At 45.3% G+C, this 19,023-nt stretch carries 18 protein-coding genes and 1 pseudogene; 4 read left to right on the plus strand and 15 right to left on the minus strand.

All coding sequences use genetic code 11. From position 1 onward, the window contains the following. Positions 1-135: 135 nt before the first annotated feature. Both J4N42_RS09485 and J4N42_RS09490 read right to left on the minus strand, forming a co-directional pair. Entirely contained in the window at positions 136-2,145 is a 2,010-nt protein-coding gene (locus tag J4N42_RS09485) for a GGDEF domain-containing protein (RefSeq protein WP_252027633.1), read from the minus strand. Positions 2,146-2,269: 124 nt separating this feature from the next. Beyond that, a pseudogene (locus J4N42_RS09490) lies at positions 2,270-3,009 on the minus strand (VP0952 family biofilm-associated protein). A 52-nt stretch (positions 3,010-3,061) separates the two neighbouring features. Here J4N42_RS09490 and J4N42_RS09495 point away from each other — a divergent pair. Further along, a complete protein-coding gene (locus J4N42_RS09495; protein ID WP_252027634.1) occupies positions 3,062-3,364 on the plus strand; it encodes a DNA base-flipping protein in 303 nt (100 codons plus the stop codon). Positions 3,365-3,400: 36 nt separating this feature from the next. Here the strand turns inward: J4N42_RS09495 and J4N42_RS09500 are convergent, their stop codons facing one another. Continuing rightward, the gene (locus tag J4N42_RS09500; protein ID WP_252027635.1) at positions 3,401-3,832 is read right to left on the minus strand and encodes a YbaY family lipoprotein; all 432 of its coding nucleotides are present in this window, start codon (positions 3,830-3,832) and stop codon (positions 3,401-3,403) included. A 149-nt stretch (positions 3,833-3,981) separates the two neighbouring features. Here J4N42_RS09500 and tesB point away from each other — a divergent pair, with 149 nt between their 5' ends. Then, the gene (gene tesB, locus J4N42_RS09505; protein WP_252027636.1) at positions 3,982-4,842 is read left to right on the plus strand and encodes an acyl-CoA thioesterase II; all 861 of its coding nucleotides are present in this window, start codon (positions 3,982-3,984) and stop codon (positions 4,840-4,842) included. A 16-nt stretch (positions 4,843-4,858) separates the two neighbouring features. Here tesB and J4N42_RS09510 read toward each other — a convergent pair whose 3' ends face one another. Together J4N42_RS09510 and J4N42_RS09515 are read right to left on the minus strand one after the other, a co-directional pair. Beyond that, positions 4,859-5,569, minus strand: a complete 711-nt coding sequence (locus J4N42_RS09510) for a substrate-binding periplasmic protein (protein WP_252027637.1) — start codon at positions 5,567-5,569, stop codon at positions 4,859-4,861. A gap of 90 nt (positions 5,570-5,659) precedes the next feature. Next, positions 5,660-6,118, minus strand: coding sequence for an Lrp/AsnC family transcriptional regulator (locus J4N42_RS09515; protein ID WP_252027638.1), 459 nt, complete (start codon positions 6,116-6,118; stop codon positions 5,660-5,662). Positions 6,119-6,242: 124 nt separating this feature from the next. Here J4N42_RS09515 and J4N42_RS09520 point away from each other — a divergent pair, with 124 nt between their 5' ends. Then, the gene (locus tag J4N42_RS09520; protein ID WP_252027639.1) at positions 6,243-7,310 is read left to right on the plus strand and encodes a PLP-dependent cysteine synthase family protein; all 1,068 of its coding nucleotides are present in this window, start codon (positions 6,243-6,245) and stop codon (positions 7,308-7,310) included. A gap of 143 nt (positions 7,311-7,453) precedes the next feature. On the opposite strand, the gene recR is transcribed toward J4N42_RS09520, so the two are convergent. The 7 genes from recR to J4N42_RS09550 all read right to left on the minus strand — a co-directional run bounded on the left by recR (position 7,454) and on the right by J4N42_RS09550 (position 13,443). Then, on the minus strand, positions 7,454-8,053 hold the full coding sequence (gene recR, locus J4N42_RS09525; protein ID WP_252027640.1) for a recombination mediator RecR: 600 nt from the start codon (positions 8,051-8,053) through the stop codon (positions 7,454-7,456). Between the two features lie 38 nt (positions 8,054-8,091). Next, positions 8,092-8,421 (minus strand): YbaB/EbfC family nucleoid-associated protein, encoded by a 330-nt coding sequence (locus J4N42_RS09530; RefSeq protein WP_004413339.1) that lies wholly within the window; start codon positions 8,419-8,421, stop codon positions 8,092-8,094. 88 nt (positions 8,422-8,509) lie between these two features. After that, complete coding sequence (dnaX, locus tag J4N42_RS09535) at positions 8,510-10,738, minus strand: DNA polymerase III subunit gamma/tau (protein ID WP_252027641.1); 2,229 nt, start codon at positions 10,736-10,738, stop codon at positions 8,510-8,512. A 25-nt stretch (positions 10,739-10,763) separates the two neighbouring features. Further along, positions 10,764-11,309 carry an adenine phosphoribosyltransferase gene (gene apt, locus J4N42_RS09540; RefSeq protein ID WP_252027642.1) on the minus strand — a complete coding sequence of 182 codons (546 nt, stop codon included), beginning with the start codon at positions 11,307-11,309 and terminating at the stop codon, positions 10,764-10,766. Between the two features lie 241 nt (positions 11,310-11,550). Then, the gene (locus J4N42_RS09545) at positions 11,551-11,943 is read right to left on the minus strand and encodes a YbaN family protein (RefSeq protein WP_286036668.1); all 393 of its coding nucleotides are present in this window, start codon (positions 11,941-11,943) and stop codon (positions 11,551-11,553) included. Between the two features lie 25 nt (positions 11,944-11,968). After that, on the minus strand, positions 11,969-12,100 hold the full coding sequence (locus J4N42_RS22615) for a hypothetical protein (RefSeq protein WP_005432936.1): 132 nt from the start codon (positions 12,098-12,100) through the stop codon (positions 11,969-11,971). Between the two features lie 239 nt (positions 12,101-12,339). Then, positions 12,340-13,443 carry a response regulator gene (locus J4N42_RS09550; protein WP_252027643.1) on the minus strand — a complete coding sequence of 368 codons (1,104 nt, stop codon included), beginning with the start codon at positions 13,441-13,443 and terminating at the stop codon, positions 12,340-12,342. Positions 13,444-13,682: 239 nt separating this feature from the next. Here J4N42_RS09550 and J4N42_RS09555 point away from each other — a divergent pair, with 239 nt between their 5' ends. Next, positions 13,683-14,558 carry a LysR family transcriptional regulator gene (locus J4N42_RS09555; RefSeq protein ID WP_252027644.1) on the plus strand — a complete coding sequence of 292 codons (876 nt, stop codon included), beginning with the start codon at positions 13,683-13,685 and terminating at the stop codon, positions 14,556-14,558. 83 nt (positions 14,559-14,641) lie between these two features. Here the strand turns inward: J4N42_RS09555 and J4N42_RS09560 are convergent, their stop codons facing one another. From J4N42_RS09560 to fadI, 3 genes are all read right to left on the minus strand, one after another. After that, complete coding sequence (locus J4N42_RS09560; protein WP_252027645.1) at positions 14,642-15,190, minus strand: NAD(P)H nitroreductase; 549 nt, start codon at positions 15,188-15,190, stop codon at positions 14,642-14,644. A 149-nt stretch (positions 15,191-15,339) separates the two neighbouring features. Further along, positions 15,340-17,517, minus strand: coding sequence for a fatty acid oxidation complex subunit alpha FadJ (gene fadJ / locus J4N42_RS09565; protein WP_252027646.1), 2,178 nt, complete (start codon positions 17,515-17,517; stop codon positions 15,340-15,342). Then, complete coding sequence (gene fadI, locus J4N42_RS09570) at positions 17,517-18,842, minus strand: acetyl-CoA C-acyltransferase FadI (protein WP_252027647.1); 1,326 nt, start codon at positions 18,840-18,842, stop codon at positions 17,517-17,519. The genes fadJ and fadI overlap by 1 nt, the downstream gene beginning before the upstream one ends. Between the last annotated feature and the right edge of the window lie 181 nt (positions 18,843-19,023).

Below are 19,023 nucleotides of genomic sequence, written 5' to 3' on the forward strand. Positions count from 1 at the left end.
CCTCCATAGATTCTGTTTCTTGACGTTGCCATCAAGAGCGAAAGGGATTATCGGTGATAGCAGCCCCTAATGCAAGGGCAAACCCGCTTATTTTGGTGCTTAGGAATCTAAGTGTTTAGGGATTAAGCGATCCGGCTATAAAGCTCGCAAGATATTGCTGGTTTTCGATGCGCATTGTGTCTCTTTATTCTTATCGCGATACATCGCTTCATCGGCAATGTTCATGACTTCTTGCAAAGACATAAATTGCTTTCTTGGTGGAGAAACGCCAACCGCGACTGACACTTTCAATGTCAGATTGGCGGAAGTGTTACGATAGTAGATTGGGCTTAGCTGCTCGGACAGCCCGATGATATCTTTGCGCTCAATGTCTGCGACCAACACAAATTCGTCACCACCAATTCGATAACAACTGCCACGCCATACTGAACGGATTCTGTCAGCAAGTGCTTTGAGTACCTCATCGCCTATCTCATGGCCATAGTTGTCGTTAATCACCTTGAATTCGTTGATGTCTAGGTACACCAAGGTCATATTTGCGCCCACGCCCGTACGGAATTTACGGTGCAATGCTCGTCTGTTTTTCAAACGAGTAAGGTTGTCGGTTGTGGATTGAATATGAAGATACATTGCTACAACCAACATAAATCCAATCACCAACATAAGTAACCATTGACTCTGACGGGCAAAACGCTTCTCTGTCAGTAGCGTCGCTCGCCAATCTGGCTGCACATCGTATTGACTCACAATCGATTCCACATCCAGCATCTTCATTGCTCGACTAAATAAAGCAGCTAACGCTTCACCCTGTTCATTTTTGGTGAATCCAATCGCAATATCTGATGTGTAAAAGCTGCCAATCATCGAATCTTTTACCAAAGGCAGTAGTTCGTTAGCACCACGAAGAATGAGATTAAAGCTGGTTTCACTCATTGGCACATAATCGATATCCCCACGAAGTAGCGCTTGCATTAATTCCGTATCAGTTTGATAGGTTTTTAATCGCTTATTGGGAAGAAGTTGCCCGAGCAGTTCTTCAAAGAAATCATCTTCAATGACACCTATTCGCTCAACCACCAGCTCCGATACATTGCGATAGACGTTATCTTTGTAGCCTTCCCTTTTCACCATTACAGAACTTGGCTGGTAGTAAACGTCACTATAGCTTACCAATGCTTTTCGGTGCTCAGACACAACCAAGGGGGCAATAATGTCGATATCTTTGGAGATGATGTCACCATACATACTTTCCCAAGATTCTCCTGCGTGACTTGTGATATCACACTTAAGAAGCAGTATTTCGCAAGCAGAGAGAACAATGTCGGCACTAATCCCCGTCACTCGGCCATCACGATGGTAAGTGGCGTACTGGCCACCATTTTCAAATTTGACCTTTAGAGGACGAGAGATGTTGAGTCCAGCATCGATAACAGCCTGACGCAGCGCCTGCTGACGGATATCCAGTTGGTACTTCTCAATCGACTCTCGTAGCAATTTCTGAATAGGCGCAGTGTGAATGTACGCAACCATCTGCTTGAGCACAGCTTGGTGTTGACCTTTAGGTGCAACAATAGAGACAGGTTGGATAGAGATTTGATCGTTAAGCAACTGAGCATCCAACCCTTTGAGCAACATCGGCTTAAGTTGGTTAATTGCGTCTACGACCCCTTCAACACCGCCGCTGTTGAGTAGCTGATAAGCTTCAGCATGACCACTGTATTCCACCGTTGTGATATGCGGAAAGTTAACATTTATCAATTCTCCATACACAGTCCCGGCTGGCACTCCAACAATAGAAATATCTCCGAGCCGAGCGTTGTTGTAACTGTATAGGTAGGTATATTCGATATTAGTGGGTTCAGAAAAAGAAAAGCGCAATGCTCTCGCATCGGTATAGGTGATATTGGCAGCGAAATCTGTGTCTCCACTTTCCACAGACTGAAGAATTGCATCGAAGCTCGGTTGATCGATGTAGTCGATATTAACGTTGAACTCATCGGCAATCGAATCAAACAAGACTCGAGTAACGACATCATCAGCTTCTGTCGACACTTTATAAGTGGTGATGCTCGAAGCTGCATGCAATGCAAAGGATGCACTGCATAAGCAGCAAAAGAAGAATGTTCGAGCAAGCCAAGCAAACATTAGGTATATCCGTTATTTAAATGAGTGGATATTAATTATTTCTAATATTATGCATCACCACACATCAAAACAAAACAGCACACGTTAACACTTGTGCAACATAACACCTAAACTAAGAGTTCAATCACACCTCTTCCGACTCATCCGAACTGCGCAAGATGTAATCCGTCATCCAAGCCGTACCAAGCAAACAAATCCACACCACAAACACTGGGTTGGGTACTTCAATATTAGGCGACACGACGAGTGCAGCAAATCCTACGGTTGGTAAAGTCCAGCAGAGTAGCTTGTTCCAGCGGAAAGTTTTGAGCTTAGTGAGGCTTTCCATTGACGCCATGATTCCCGTAACGCATAACGCAACCAATACCGCGTAAGAAAGGTCGGCTATCCAGAGTGGTAGAATAAGACCTAACGCCCACCAACTGTGTTTATTAGACGGCTTCCAATGATTGGCCGCCCACCAAATCACAATCACAGAAAGAGTTTGCACCGCCGTCACCATAGCACTGCCACCCAACTTCCCACCTGATTGCGTCACCATGATGCCAACCTGAAGCGTCACCACTATCAAAGCTGCAGTGAGAATCACGCCAATGCTACTGCGGCGGGAGAAAATCACCATCAATAATGGGAATAGCACCCATAAGCTGACTGATAATGCGATAGGTTGATGGGGAAGCGTCAAACCGTAACTGGTCATTGCACCCAATAAGATAAGCCCTGCCACGCCCCCCTTGTGGAAATATCCATAACGCAGGGATCACTAGCAAGAACGGGAATGTCACCTTCACTCAAACTGATTGCTCTGGCACAAACTACCGCTAATAGGGTTGTGATTAAGAATTGAAATGTTGAAAATACCATGCCCTCTCCTTATACCGTTCCGTGGTAACAATTGAACTAGGACAAATTCAGTATGGATCAATTTTTAGTACAAATCTTTGCAGTAATTCACCAAATTCCACAAGGAAAAGTAACCACTTACGGTGAGGTCGCGAAGTTAGCAGGTTATCCAGGATACGCTCGTCACGTAGGTAAAGCGTTGGGGAATCTGCCAGAAGGTAGCAAATTACCCTGGTTTCGAGTCATCAACAGCCAAGGAAAAATCTCACTCAAAGGTGAAAACCTTAACAGGCAAAGAGACTTACTTGTTAAAGAAGGCATTGAGGTAACTGAAGAAGGGAAAGTGAGGTTGCGAATATACAAATGGCAGCCGTAGCTGCCATTTGTATATATAACGTTACCGAAACTCTCGTTACTTACCACGTACACCAATCAGGCGAAGATCGACAACTTGGGTGTTGTTTTCATCTGTGATCACAGCGTTCATAGTGTCGGTTATAAAACGAAGCTTACCATCAACCTCAATGCGTGCACTTACGCTGTAACGATGGCGAGGGTCGATTTTCTTGCTGTCGTATGCAAGGTCAAAGTTAAATGGCACCTGCGCCCCATTGGTTTCAAAGCGATGCTTAGCGAGAACTTTTGCAGGTGCGTCTGCCAATGAAACATCTTGTAGCGTAATGGTGACTACCGCATTGTCAGGTAATGCGATACGCTCGCGATAAGCCACAGTACCGGTGATAGACTGAACGCCGCTCTGTTCTGCAGCTTGCTCTGATGCTTGGCATCCCATCAAAATTGAACCGAATACCACTGACAGTACAAGCATTAGTGCCTTTTTCATAAAGCCTCTCTAAATTGTTAAATTCACAGCAATTATAGGTTTGGTTTGCTAAGCTGTCATTGTATATAAACCAAGTTGACAAAAATTTGACTCTGCTAAGATTTGGACAACTAGAATACTAGAACAACAATAACTAAGGTAATTGAAGTATGAGTAAAGCCTTAACTGAATTATTAAGCCTGCTTCAGCTAGAAAAGCTGGAAGAAGGGCTATTTCGCGGTCAAAGTGAGAATTTAGGACTGCCACAAGTCTATGGTGGCCAGGTGATTGGCCAAGCGCTATCCGCCGCTCGATATACTGTTGAGTCCGACAGAACCGTTCACTCTTTCCATAGCTACTTCCTTTATCCCGGTGATCCAGAAAAGCCGATTATTTATGACGTAGAAAACCTCCGTGATGGTCGCAGCTTTAGCACGCGTAGAGTGAAAGCCATCCAGAATGGCCGTCCAATTTTTTATCTCACCGCCTCTTATCACGGTGACTCTCCGGGTTTCGAGCATCAAAATACGATGCCAAACATTCCTGGGCCTGAGAACTTCGCTTCAGAATCAGAGCTAGCTGCTCGTATTGCAGAGTTTCTACCTGAGCGTCTAAAAAAGACGTTTTGTGGGGAAAAACCTATCGAAATGCGACCAGTGACTGTAGTCAACCCGCTTAAACCCAGCAAAGAAGAACCCAAACAATACCTTTGGATCAAAGCGAATGGCGACATGCCAGACAGCCAATTAATCCATCAATACTTGCTGGGTTATGCATCCGATTGGGGTTTCTTGGTGACCGCTTTGCACCCTCATGAAGTCTCGCTGATGACGCCTAATTTCCAAGTGGCGACGATTGACCATTCGATTTGGTTTCATCGCCCCTTCAAAATGGATGATTGGTTGCTTTATGCCATTGAAAGCCCAACAGCAAGCAACACTCGTGGCTTAGTGAGAGGGGAAATATACAACCGCCAAGGCGACTTAGTTGCGACCGCAGTGCAAGAAGGGGTAATGCGCTACACCAAGTAAGTAAGTAAGGAATGACTCACTTCTCTTCTAAGTAACACGCTTGAAGCTCTCTATTGAAGTTGGCGACCAAATCCGGTCGCCCATTTAAATTTCGTTTCGTAAAGTACAGATACAGTGGCTTGTTCTTCACAAGCGAAGACTCCACTTCTTCCAACATTTCCATTTCTTCGAGTAACTTTTCTGCCACTAGATTATTGGCGATGAAAATATCAATCCTGCGCTTTTTGAGCAGCAGTACCAGCTGTTCAGTCGTGTTCGGGCGGTTGTAGATCGGATAGCTATTGTCTTCAAGCCAGCGCGACATATTCGACCCGATGAAAGCACCAATTCGTGGCCCGTTTTTCAAGTCATCGACATTTTGTGGATTAGATTTAAGCCAATACCACTTCCATTTTTGCTCCGCAATAATGTCCGTTTTCACGGCATAACTGTCTCGGTAATTGTTCTGAGAACCGGAAAAAAACCCGTCAACTTCAGAGCTCTCAGCCAGCCTTTGCGCTCTAGCCCAAGGTTCGACGAGAATCGTCAGATCCACCCCCAACTTATCGAAAGCACACCGAACTCTATCCACTGCAATACCCCGGAAGTGTTCATTGGCAACAGTCTCTACCCTCGCCACTTCCGAGTAGCTACCATAAGGAGCAAGGTTGTGAGTAGCAAGTACCACTTGCCGAGCAGCTACATGTACCGAAAAAGTCGCCAACATAATCCAAAGGACGCAGCGCATAACGACACCAATAAATCAGAATCAACACACTAACTATAGTTTCTATTGGCGCGATCGTTCATAAAACAACCAGGTGCGTACTATGCAAACTTATATAGGCAAAGCGGTGGTGTATTTAAGTGGTTCCATCGCAAAAGTCGAGGTGACGTTAGATATGCCATCAATACTGTTAACGAGCTTTTTATAGAACTCATCAAAGCACTTCATATCTTTAACGAGCACTTTCATCATGTAATCGTACTCCCCCGCCATTCGGTAAAACTCCATGATTTCTGGGAACTCTGATGCAGTCTCAACGAATCGGCTATACCACTCATGAGAATGATCGCATGTTTTAACCAGTACAAATGCGGTAAATGATAACCCCAAAAGTTCTGGGTTCAGCAAAGCTACCCGCTTTTCAATCACTCCGGATTCTTCGAGCTTCTTTAACCGTTTCCAGCACGGGGTTGTGGTTAGGTTGACCGCTTCGGCAAGGTCATTGAGTGACAAAGTGCTGTCTTGCTGAAGCAACGCGAGTAGTTTTCGATCAGTACTATCTAGATTCATTTCATCGACTCGGAACAAAAGAGAAAAATATTCTCTCAATAATAGAATTTACAGTGTCGATAGCAAAGCTTTTCTCTCAGATTAAGGCTAAATTATTAGCATAACAATTTTAAGGAGATACCCTATGTGCAAAGATCATAACTGGATAAACAATGCTGTTCGTAAAATCGAAGCAGATTACCAACGTTCAGCAGACACTCACCTTATTAAGCTAGATATTCCAAGCTTAGAAGGCATTGATATTTATCTAAAAGATGAAAGCACACACCCAACAGGTTCCCTTAAACATCGCCTCGCACGTTCACTGTTTCTATACGCTATTTGTAATGGCTGGGTTGGTCCAGAGACCACCATCATTGAATCTTCTTCAGGTAGCACTGCCGTTTCTGAAGCGTACTTTGCCCGTCTGTTAGGCTTACCATTTATCGCAGTGATGCCAAAGAGCACTGCTCGTAAGAAAATTGAACAAATTGAGTTTTACGGCGGTAAAGCACATTTGGTCGACCGTTCAGATGAAATCTATGCTGAATCTCATCGCTTGGCTAAAGAGCTTAACGGCCATTACATGGACCAATTCACGTATGCTGAGCGCGCGACAGACTGGCGTGGAAACAATAACATCGCCAATTCGATCTTTAGTCAAATGGAACATGAAGACCACCCAATTCCAGAATGGGTTGTAATGAGCCCGGGTACAGGCGGTACATCAGCTACTATTGGCCGATTCATCCGCTACCAGCAGCACAACACCAAGCTATGTGTTGTCGACCCAGAAAACTCAGTGTTCCACGATTTCTACAAAACAGGTAATGCCAACCTTACCGGTGACTGTGGAAGCAAAATTGAAGGTATTGGCCGTCCTCGCGTAGAGCCGAGTTTTATCCCTGGTGTTGTCGATGAAATGCGCACTATCCCAGACGCAGCCAGTGTCGCAACCGTTCACTGGCTAGAAAAAGTGCTCGGTCGTAAGGCTGGCGCATCTACCGGTACTAACCTATATGGCGTGCTCCAACTGGCAAGTGAAATGAAACAACGTGGTCAACGCGGCTCTATCGTCACACTATTGTGTGATAGCGGAGAACGTTACCTAGACAGCTACTACAACGCCGACTGGATTAAAGAAAACATTGGTGATCTTCAACCATATCTAGCAAAACTAGAGACCTTAGAAGCAACAGGTGTACTAGATTAACGTTGAACACAGCACAGTTTCGTTAGTCTTGGGGAAAAGGTTCTACCTTCTTTCATCTTGATAACAAAAATCTGTCTAGCAAAAACAAAGGCCACTGAAATGTCAGTGGCCTTTAAGTATTTCACTCTAGATTTGAAGATGCGTTACAGCTTTTGCCTTCCCAGCAATGAGTGAGACAACGTTGTGCCGTCAACCAACTCAAGCTCTCCTCCGACAGGAACGCCATGAGCAATACGACTTGCCGAGACTTCATGAGCATGACACAACTCAGCAATATAGTGCGCTGTGGCCTCACCTTCTACTGTCGGGTTGGTGGCTAAAATCACTTCAGCAATATCGCCACGTCGTAGTCGGTAATCGAGTACATCTAGGCCAATATCGCTCGGGCCAATACCATCAAGCGGAGACAAATGCCCCATTAGCACAAAGTAACGGCCAGAAAACTGTCCGGTTGCTTCAACAGCTGCAATATCTGCCGGGCTTTCAACCACACAAAGCTGACCATTTTCTTGGCGCTTTGGATTGGTACAGATATGACACACTTCTTCTTCGGTAAAGGTTCGGCACTCGGTACAGTGACCAATTTCAGTCATCGCCTGACTCAATGCATCAGCAAGCTGAACGCCACCTTTTCTATCGCGCTGTAACAAATGAAAGGCCATACGCTGTGCCGACTTGGGGCCAACCCCAGGTAGACAACGTAAGGCCTCCATCAAATGCTCCAGCATATGACTGGTACGCATTAATAAATCGCTTTATTCAATAAAACTAAGCTTGCGCTTTAGAATGGCATCTTCATGCCTGGTGGAAGTTGCATACCACCAGTTACACCAGCCATTTTTTCTTTTTGTGTTTCTTCAACACGACGCGCCGCATCGTTAAATGCCGCTGCGATAAGATCTTCTAGCATCTCTTTATCGTCTTCCATCAGACTTTCATCGATTTCAACACGACGCACGCTGTGGCTACCAGTGATAGTCACTTTTACAAGGCCAGCACCAGACTCACCGGTTACTTCCATGTTTGCGATTTCTTCTTGAAGCTTTTGCATACGATCTTGCATTTGCTGGGCTTGCTTCATTAGATTGCCCATACCGCCTTTACCAAACATTTTCGTCTCTCTGGTTTAATTGGGTGTTTCACTATTTATGGGGCTAAACATGCTTTATTTCAACCCCTGCTTATTCTGTTCTATCAGGTTAGATTGGACGAACGCTGTCTCTATCTAACTCGGCTGCAAAGCGCTTTTCAATAAATTGTACGTTACCGTCGTTCTCTAAACTGACGAACGCCTGCTGTAGCCTTTCTTGATAAAGCTTATCACGTAATTCTAACGGCGTTTCTCCCGCCTCGCCGATTTCTACAGATAAATGACAATCTTCACCTAACGCTGTATTCAATGCTTCGAGAAGCTCTTGCTGCGCTTTATCGGTGTTTAAATGCGCTTGTCCGGCACGTAGCGTCAGTTCAATTGAACTGCCCGATTTTTTGTACGACGAGTTTAGTGCTAACTGTTCGACCAGTTTTGCTGTCTCAAGTTTGGAAATAATTTTGGACCAACCGTCTTGCTCGATTGACTCTTTCACCAGCTTTTCTGCCATTTCTGGCGTTTTAATATGCTCTAACGCTTTTTTAATTTGCGTCGGTGTCAGTTCCTTTTTGACTGTTTCAACAACAGGTTTAGACGGTTTCCATTGATATGGTTCATTCTTGTCCTGCTCTGGTGTACCAGAAGATAAGTTTGCAGTCATTGAAGCAGGCGACACCGGCGCAGTACTCGCGTGCTTTTGAGCGACACGATCAAGTACCGATTCTTTTTTTGCTGATGTCGCACTAGGCTTTTTTGAGCCCGACTCCTTGCCAGATGATGAATCCCTAGCAGAGGATAATCCACGTCGCTGCGAGCGTAATTGATGACGTAAACCACTCAATGGTGAAGCAGGAGCCGCGCCCTGAGAGGCTTGCTGTTCAGGTTGGGAGACTATTTGTGCTGACGGAGGTGTACCTTGTGGCTCAGGCGCCATATCACTCGGTGGAATAGAGTCATACTCTGCGTAATCAGGCTGTCCCATCTCATAGCTAGGAGGCACATCCTGTGGCGCATAACCGTATTGGCTGCCGTCACTCACTGGTGGTGGTGTTTGTTCCGTATTAGGCTGCTGCTGACGCGGCATCGAAGGTACTGGTCGTGCAGCAATTTGCGGTGCAGATTGCTCAGCAATCGGTGACGCAGGGGCTGCCGGCGCTTGATTGACAGCAGGTGCAGCTTGAGGCTGAACCGGCACACTCGCTTCTTGAGCAGCACTTGTTGCTTGCGTCGAGATACTGTTTATCACCGAACTGGATGCTGGCTTGAATGCCATCATACGAAGTACGATCATTTCGAGGCCAATACGCTCTGTTGGCGACAGCGGTAAATCTTCTCGACCTTTTGAAGCAATCTGATAGTACAGCTGCACATCTTGTGGCGACAACGCTTTACTTAGTAATTCGATTTTTTCCGCGTCTGGCTGCGCTTTATCAAGCGTCGCTGGTAATGCTTGATACATTGCTATTCGGTGCAGCTGAGTAGCAAGCTGCTCGAGCAACCCGTCCCACTCAACTCCGTTTTGTGCTAACTGGTCAATACAGTCCATCGCTGTTTGGGGCTGTTTTTGACTGATCGCTTCTAGCAAATGAATCGCTTGATCAGTATCAAGCGTTCCCAACATGTGGGCTACGGTATCTGTTTGAACATTTCCATTACCAAGCGCAATGGCTTGATCGGTCAAGCTAAGCGCATCACGCATACTGCCATCGGCCGCGTGTGAGATCATCCCGAGCGCTCGAGCTTCTGCAGAGACTTGCTCTTGTTCAAGAATATGACCGAGTTGCTGATGAATGTTATCAACACTGATTGGTTTGAGGTGGAACTGCAAACAGCGTGACAAGATGGTCACCGGCAGTTTTTGCGGATCGGTTGTTGCCAATAGGAACTTCACATACTCAGGCGGCTCTTCCAACGTTTTAAGCAATGCATTAAAACTGTGCCTAGAGAGCATGTGTACTTCATCGATTAGATAAACCTTGAAGCGACCACGCGCGGGCTTGTATTGAACGTTATCCAATAGATCACGAGTATCTTCAACCTTAGTGCGAGAAGCTGCATCGATTTCCAGTAAGTCGACAAAGCGACCTTGGTCGATCTCTTTACAGCTATCACAGGTACCACAAGGTGTTGAAGTGATGCCAGTTTCACAGTTCAAACCTTTGGCAAACAATCGTCCAATTGTGGTTTTACCTACGCCGCGCGTTCCACTAAACAGGTACGCATGGTGTAAACGATTTTGTGCTAAGGCATTTTCTAGCGCAGTCAGAACATGCGCTTGCCCAACCACTTCATTGAACTTAGTTGGGCGCCACTTCCGCGCTAAGGCAAGATAACTCATGAAATAATCCAGTTATTCAGGGGAATTAGTGACCGTCAAACTCACAGATGCTGTAAAGCTCAAGACCTAAAGCTTCTAGTCGCTTGTCACCACCAATTTCCGGCAGATTAATGACAAACGCAGCATGCTCAACTGAGCCACCAAGTTGGCGGATTAGCTTAGTCGTCGCTTCAATGGTACCACCCGTTGCAAGTAGGTCATCGACCATCAGAACTTTGTCACCTTCGTTGATTGCATCAGTATGGATCTCTAAGGTATCTGTTCCATACTCAAGCTCGTAAGTCTGCGCTACAGTTTCTCTTGGAAGTTTACCAGGCTTACGTACTGGCACGAATCCAACACCAAGCTCTAACGCTAACGGAGCGCCAAATAGGAAGCCACGAGCTTCAGTTCCCACCACTTTGGTAAAGCCCATATCTTTGTACTTTTCAACCAACAGTTGAATCGTGGCTTGGTAAGCTTTCGCATCTTCCATCAAGCTAGTGACATCGCGAAATAAGATGCCTGGCTTCGGGTAATCTGGGATGCTTTTAATGCTCGATTTGATCAGAGAAATAGTTTCAGTAGTCATAATTCAACTTATTTAGGTTGGCTCGTTGCTCGCGCTACCTATTAGAGTTTTATTCAGGGCAACGTTCGCAAGCGTTTTGCTTATCAGTGACACAACCCACACTTACCAACTGAGCATATTGAAGAAGGTAGTCTCACTGACTCTGTATTCTTAGTAAATTATAGTGTTTTCAGCTCAACAAAGGTGTCGTTGCTGAAAAAACAAACGCCCACTCGAAGAGCGGGCACACTTCCCAGCAATATTAGTGATTTTCTTCTTTTTCGGCAACCAACTCTATCACAGGAAGGCGTATAAACCACGTCAGCAGCAGGCACAGCATGACCAATAGCATGGCTTTTAACCCAAGATGTGGAACTACCCAGATAGAAAAAAGAAAACTGATCACAATAAGCACAGCCCCGCGCTTTTTTACTTGTTTGGTAACCGCGCGATTTTGTTCCCAATTGGCGATGATAGGGCCGAAGGTTGCATGGTGATGTAACCAACTGTGAAAACGAGGACTACTGCGCATAAAGCAGGCGCTCGCTAGCAAGATAAAAGGTGTGGTAGGAAGAAGTGGAAGAACGATGCCGATAATGCCAAGTAATAGGCTCAAGCCACCAACAATATTAAGAGCAATTCGACGAATACTGATGGTGGACTCCTAACTCTTCGGGAGATTAAAAACCCGCGTAGCCGTTCATAACTCGAATCCAAGTTAATGTTGCTGGAAGGGTTGGGATTAATAGCACAGCAATGAAGCCTAAAAAGTAGAAGATATTATAAGGTTCTTTGAAATCTTTGTCTGCCATGGGATTACTTCTCTAATGTAGTTGACTGTTCGATTTTCTCATTGGTTACACAAGCGTTAACAAAATGAGTAATTATTGTTTTGGCCGCAAACTATAACCGAAACATCGAATGACAAACACCGATGAATAAAAAGGTTATTTCCATGGTTGCTGTTTTGAATACATACAAAAAGCCCGCAGATATCTAAGCAACCACATCGCTAAGAAAATCTACGGGCTTAATTTGATTAGTCCCTTTGTTAAGCACTACCACCTTGATAAATATCTAAACTAAAGCTACTGGTTCCAAGCTTACTTAACGATAACTGGCAAGCTGTGTTAATCGGCAACGAGGCCGTGACAAAATTCTTAGCACAGTTTTCTCCTAACCTTACGCCACCAGGAATGTGTTGGGATTGATAGCCGTTTGACCACTGGCCATCCAACCCGGCTGGTAATATAGATACCGTGCCTTCAGAGAGATCCGCTATGCCAAATAAAGCCTTAATTGGGCTTGCACATTCAGAGCAAGCGATACCTTTTTCGACAATATCCGCGATGTCTTTCAAATCGGCGTTGAAACATTTTAAGTTTCGTAGGTAATCGTGAAATAGCGCGCGAACTAACAAAGTCGTCGCAACACCTCTCTCATCATCAGACGACGAGTCCACAAGGTAAAAGGCAAATTGGCCGTTCATCAACCAAGCGTAGTCGAATACAAGGGGCATCATCTCTGTTGACTGTAACAACCGGTAATTACATTTCCAAACCCCTTGAGAAGTGTCTTTGTCTGGAAGTAATGCATGCAGCAGATCTTTGGCTGCACTTGGGTTGTTTTGCAAATACTCTAAATGCCAATGAAGTTCTTGTTCTTCAGGCAGATCACCACCACCATCAACTCTAAACCATTGGGTCGAAAAATCTCGTTGATCAGACATGTGATCAAAGGAATCATCCAACGTATTTTCAATAGCATCGCTTAAGTTTTGGTGATCTCCGATAGGTTTTGGCAGGAAGTCCTTAATTCCATAACGAAGTGCTTTTGCAACATCAGACATTTCGTCGGTTGCAGAGACCACAATAAGTGGTAATGAAGGGTACTCAAGGCTGACTTCTTCCACGAATTCAATACCATCTAACACCGGCATTGAGAGATCGCACAAAATAAGATCCGGTTGCTCAACTCGAAGTTGCTTTAACCCCTCTAGCCCGTTCTCTGCCTCGGTTACCTTGTATCCTTGCGCTTCTAAATAGCCGGTCGTAATACGACGAAAAATGGGGTCGTCGTCCACCAGCATAATCAATTTCTGGCTAAGAGCGTTTTGCGCCGAGTGCACAGTAGCCGCGTTGTGAGTTTTATACATAAGCTTACGCCTCACATCTCCATCACTTGGTTAGTTATTGTTATTTTTATTAGCTTGTCCAGTCACTCTTTAAAAAGTAGTCTTGAAATAACTTTTATACAAATATTCCACTTTTCAACGCAGTTGCATACTATATGTATGGAATATCACATTTCTCAGAACTTGTTGATATGACGCAAGCTTTAACATATGAGAAAGTTATAAATTAACCGAATTCGTAAAAAAATGTGTCCGGAACGATGAAATTAGATGATCTAAACCTATTTAGACTGGTTGTCGAAAATGGGAGCTATACCGCAACTTCGCGTAAGACCATGATACCTGTCGCGACCATTACCCGACGCATTCAGGCATTAGAGGACTCTCTGAACCTGAGATTGCTCAATCGTCATGCGCGTAAACTATCTTTGACAGAAGCAGGCGAACGTTTTTATCAAGAGTGTTCACCTCTACTGCAACGCTTAGCGAATACCACCGAAGAGCTGACCGATGAATGCCGAGGCGCGGCTGGTCGAATCAAGATATCCGCACCTTCTAACCTCACCAAACGTATGATGATGCCAATGTTCAATGCGTTTATGAGGCAATACCCCGACATCAATATAGAATTAACCACCAGCAACCTAGCTGATGAGCTTGACCCAACGGAATGGGATGTCATTTTCCGCGTCGGCCCTCAGCGTGACTCAAGCTTGATTGCTCGTAAGATCAGTGCAGTGGAAGATATTTTGGTTGCCAGCCCAGAGTATCTCGCAGCGAACCCTGCGCCACAGCATGCCGAAGAACTGAGCCAACATTCTCTGTTAAAAGGCTACCCACTGATCAAGTGGCAACTATCAAACAGCTCTGGTGAAACGGTCGTGAATACCGATAAAGGGCGTTTTCAAGCGAGTACCCTGAACATTGTCCGTAGCGCATGTTCCGACGGTTTAGGTATTACGCTTATGCCTAACGTTATGTTGAAAGAGTACATTGACGACGGCAGCTTGGTTCGAGTTCTTAAAGATTGGAACGCTAACCCTCGTGATATCTATATGCTGTACAACCATAAAGACCACTTACCTGAAAAAGTGCGTTTATTTATCGATTTTGTTATCGCGTTTAATATCCACTAATCGCAGGACAACTAGACAAAAAAAGAGCTTGGTAATAACACCAAGCTCTTTTTTATTGTTTTCAGCCATTCATTACCAGTGACTTACAAGTACTCGACAAACTTAGTAAGATCTCGCTCTGGCACTTTCATTGGAGTACAACCCGGAGTACCTAAGTAAAGGAAGCCGACAATTTCATCTTCACCTTCAACACCAAAAGCCTGGCGAACTTGCTCATCAAACATCCACTTACCTGAACGCCAGAAACCTTGAAAACCCTGCGCCACCGCAGCCATCTGCATCGCCTGTACAGCGCAACCGGCAGAAAGATGCTGCTCTATCGCTGGCACTTTATCGTGTGGAGTCACTTTAGCGATCACTGTAATCACCATTGGTGCTCTAAAAGGCGCATTTTTCACTTTTTCGATTACCGCCTCTTCACTGTTCGCTGCGGTCGCTGCATTGACCAACACTTCAGACAGTTTTTGCAACCCCTCGCCTTGCGCGATGACAAATCGCCAAGGGGTTAAACCCGCATGATCTGGAGCTCGTAAACCTGCTCGAATAATATTTTCTAGTGCTGCTCCTTCAGGTGCTGGCGCAGCAAGTTTGGCAATTGACCTTCTGTTGAGCAACAGATCTAACGCATCCATTTTCAATCCTTCTTTACTTCTTACTAGTCAACATTGGTTGCTAGTCTATTAATGCATTGTTATCACTTGATAATAACTCTCGGTAACAAAAAAGGCGAACCCAAAGGTTCGCCTCAATTCACATAGATGCTCTTTTCTGAACAGCGATATTACTCGTAGAAAGGTTTATCCAGCCCAGCTCGAGTTAATAAACCATCGCACGGTGCAAATCTGTCACCATATTTCTCGGCATGCTGGTTCATTATTTCAATCAAATTTTTGATACCAATCTGATCCATATACCGGAACGGTCCACCTAAGAATGGCGGGAAACCAATTCCGAATATCGCACCAATATCACCGTCACGAGGGCTGCGAATGATGCCTTCGTCTAAGCATCGCACCGCTTCGTTGAGCATTGGTAACACACAACGCATCGCGATGTCTTTCTCTGCTAGCGTAGACTCTGGTGTCAACTTAAGAAGCTTGTATACCGATTTATCCACTTCTTTTTTCTTACCTTTGTAGGTATAGAAGCCTTTGCCACTCTTACGACCTTTTCGGCCATCGTTCAACAAGGTATCGAATACATCAGGACCTTGGAATCGAGCGCCCAGTTCATTCACTAGGATAGGCATGATTTTGGCGCCAATATCCACGCCGACTTCATCAAGTAGCGTGATAGGGCCAACTGGGAAACCAAAATTGAGCAGCGCATTGTCTAGCTGTTCAATTGGCTCACCGGTTAGCAACACTTGAGCCGCTTCATTCATGTAAGGTGCCAGAATACGGTTTACATAGAAGCCCGCGCAATCTTTAACAACGATTGGCGTTTTACCTTGCTTCTTCGCCAACGCTACGACAGTCGCAATGGTCTCTTCAGACGTTTTGTCATGTGGGATCACTTCCACCAAAGGCATCTTCTCTACCGGGCTGAAGTAATGTAGTCCGATGACGTTTTCTGGTCTACTCGCTTTAGCCGCAATCTGATGAATTGGCAGCGAAGAGGTATTTGTCGCAAAAATGGTGCTTTCTTTCGCGTTCTCTTCAATATCTGCAACCATTTTCTGCTTAAGGTCTAGATCTTCAAAAACGGCTTCAATCACTACATCGGTATGATTGAATGTCGTGAAATCGGTACCGCCAGACATCTGCATCATCTTGCTTTGTAGCTGCGCTTTCGACAAAATTCTGCGTTTTCGCTGCTTTTCAAACAGTTTATAGTTGTATTTCAGCGCATTTAATACACCATCGTTCGAAACATCTTTGATTCGGACTGGCACTTTCGCCTTGGCAACCGACACATGGCTGATACCCGCTCCCATCAGGCCACCGCCCAACACTCCAACGCGACCAACTTTAGCTGGTTCTGCTGAACTGCCATTTTCTTTCTTCATTTCTGTTGTCGCAAAGAAAATCGAACGCAGTGAGTTAGATTCAGACGTCATGACCAACTCGCCAAATCTTTTTGCTTCAAGTTCCTGACCTGCTTTAAACCCTTTCTCTAAGCCGTGACGAATCACTTCAAGAATAGCGTCAGCCGCTGGGTAATTACCACGGGTCTTTTGATTGGTTTTCTTTGCAGCTTGCTCAAAGATCACTTTGCGGCCAAGCCCGGTTTGAGAGATTAACTTCTCTTTGGTCGAGACCTTGCGTTTAGCGTTCTTTTTGCCTTTATGTTTGTCAACGAATGACTTTGCTACATCCAGTAATACGGTATCTGGCACACATGCATCGACAACCCCGAGTTTTTTAGCTTTCTTAGCACGCAGCTGTTTTCCTGTAAGAATCAAATCTAGCGACGGCAATAGACCAATCAAACGTGGAAGACGCTGAGTACCGCCAGAGCCAGGTAATAAGCCAAGCTGGACTTCTGGTAAGCCCAAGCGTGTTTTATCAGAGTCAGTACACACACGGTAATCACACGCCAGTGCAAGCTCTAGACCACCACCTAAACAAGGGCCATGAATAGCTGCAACAACTGGGTATGGTAAATCCGAAAGTGCCTGGAACATTTCTTGGCCTTGCTTGGCTAACGCTTCAGCTTCGCCCGCTGTTTTACAGGCAGCCAGCATTCGAACATCGGCTCCAGCGACAAAATTGTCTGGCTTGAGTGAATGAATGATAAGGCCGTTAACCGATGAACCACTTTTCTTCAACTCAGTTAGAATCACCTGCATTTCTTCAGCAAATTCAGCTTGCAACGTGTTCATCTTCTCTCCCGGCACATCAATAGAAAGCCAGGCGATTTTTTGATCGTCAATAATTAGGTTGAAAGCAGCTGGTTTGTTCTCTGCTGCCACATTTTCTGGCTGCTTGTCCTCAGACTGCTTGATTGCATCACTCATTATTCAACCTCCAAAATCATTGCTGCACCTAAACCACCTGCCGCACATGCAGTGTTTAGAGCTAAACCACCGCCACGACGTTTAAGCTCACGAAGCGTTTGAGTCATCATTCGTGCACCAGTTGCGGCAAATGGGTGACCATAGGCGATAGAGCCACCTAGTACATTAAATCTATCCATATCTATTTCACCGATCGCCTTAGAGCGACCTAAATGTTGCTGCGCGAACTTATCACTACCGAACATTTTCACATTAGATAGCGCTTGTGCTGCGAACGCCTCGTGCATATCGATAAGCGTCAAGTCTGATAGCTCGATCCCAGCTCGTTGCAGCGCCAATGGCGTGGCATAGGATGGCCCCATCAGCATGTCTTTTTCCACGCCAATCGCTGAGAATGCGTAAGAGCGGATATAGCCCATGATTTCCAAACCCAGCTCTTTCGCTCGACCTTCGCGCATTAGCATTACTGCAGCTGCACCATCGGTCAAAGGTGTACTGTTCGCCGCTGTTACACTGCCATATTGGCGGTCAAACGCTGGGCGTAATTTCGCGTAACCTTCAAGTGTTGAATCGTGGCGAATGTTATTGTCTTCTGAAATCCACTTTTTATAAGGTTCAGGGAAAGCTGTCATCACCTCGTCTGAAATCTTGCCATCCTTCCAAGCTTGAGACGCTAGGCTATGCGAACGATGCGCCAATGCATCTTGCTCTTCACGAGTTATACCGTGACTTTTCGCCATTTGCTCCGCGGTTTGCCCCATCGATAGCCCAGTTGAATATTCAGCGACAGCTGGTGGCACTGGCATCAAATCTTTAAACGAAAGTGACTTCAAAATTTTGAGCTTTTGCCCAACCGTCTTTGTTTTACTTAGAGCAAGTAGATTAGCTGCCAACTTTTTAGATACGCCAATTGGAAGCACTGAAGAAGAATCCGCGCCCCCCGCAATACCGACATCTACAGTCCCTGAGATAATACTTTCTGCGACATTAACCGCCGATTGAAAACTCGTCGCACAAGCGCGAGTCACGCTGTACGCATCGGTATGTATATTCATTCCAGTGCCCAATACGATTTCACGTGCAATGTTTGGGGCTTCTGGCATTTGTACGACTTGGCCGAATACGACTTGATCAATCAATGCAGGATCGATTTCTGTGCGTGCCATCATTTCGCTCACAACCATCTTGCCAAGATCAACGGCAGGTACTTGGCTAAATTCCGTGCTCTGGCGTGCAAATGGTGTACGCAGCCCTGCTACAATAGCAACACGCTCACCGGAACGCGTTTGTAATATTTGTTGGTTTTTGACTTGCTGCTTACCCATTGTTTCTCCTTAGGTTCACATTCTAAAACAAAGAGGTCTGACCTGACGCATTGTAACGAGATTGTTAAAACAATCAAACATGCGTTTAAATAAACGTGACCTCAGCATAGAAACTGACCCAAGGGTAGCTAAGTCAGGACGAGAATTCGTTGGCACAATGTCAAATAATTTCAGAAACATA

This window comes from Vibrio sp. SCSIO 43135 (assembly GCF_023716665.1).
In the GTDB taxonomy this organism is placed as follows: Bacteria; Pseudomonadota; Gammaproteobacteria; order Enterobacterales; family Vibrionaceae; genus Vibrio; species Vibrio paucivorans.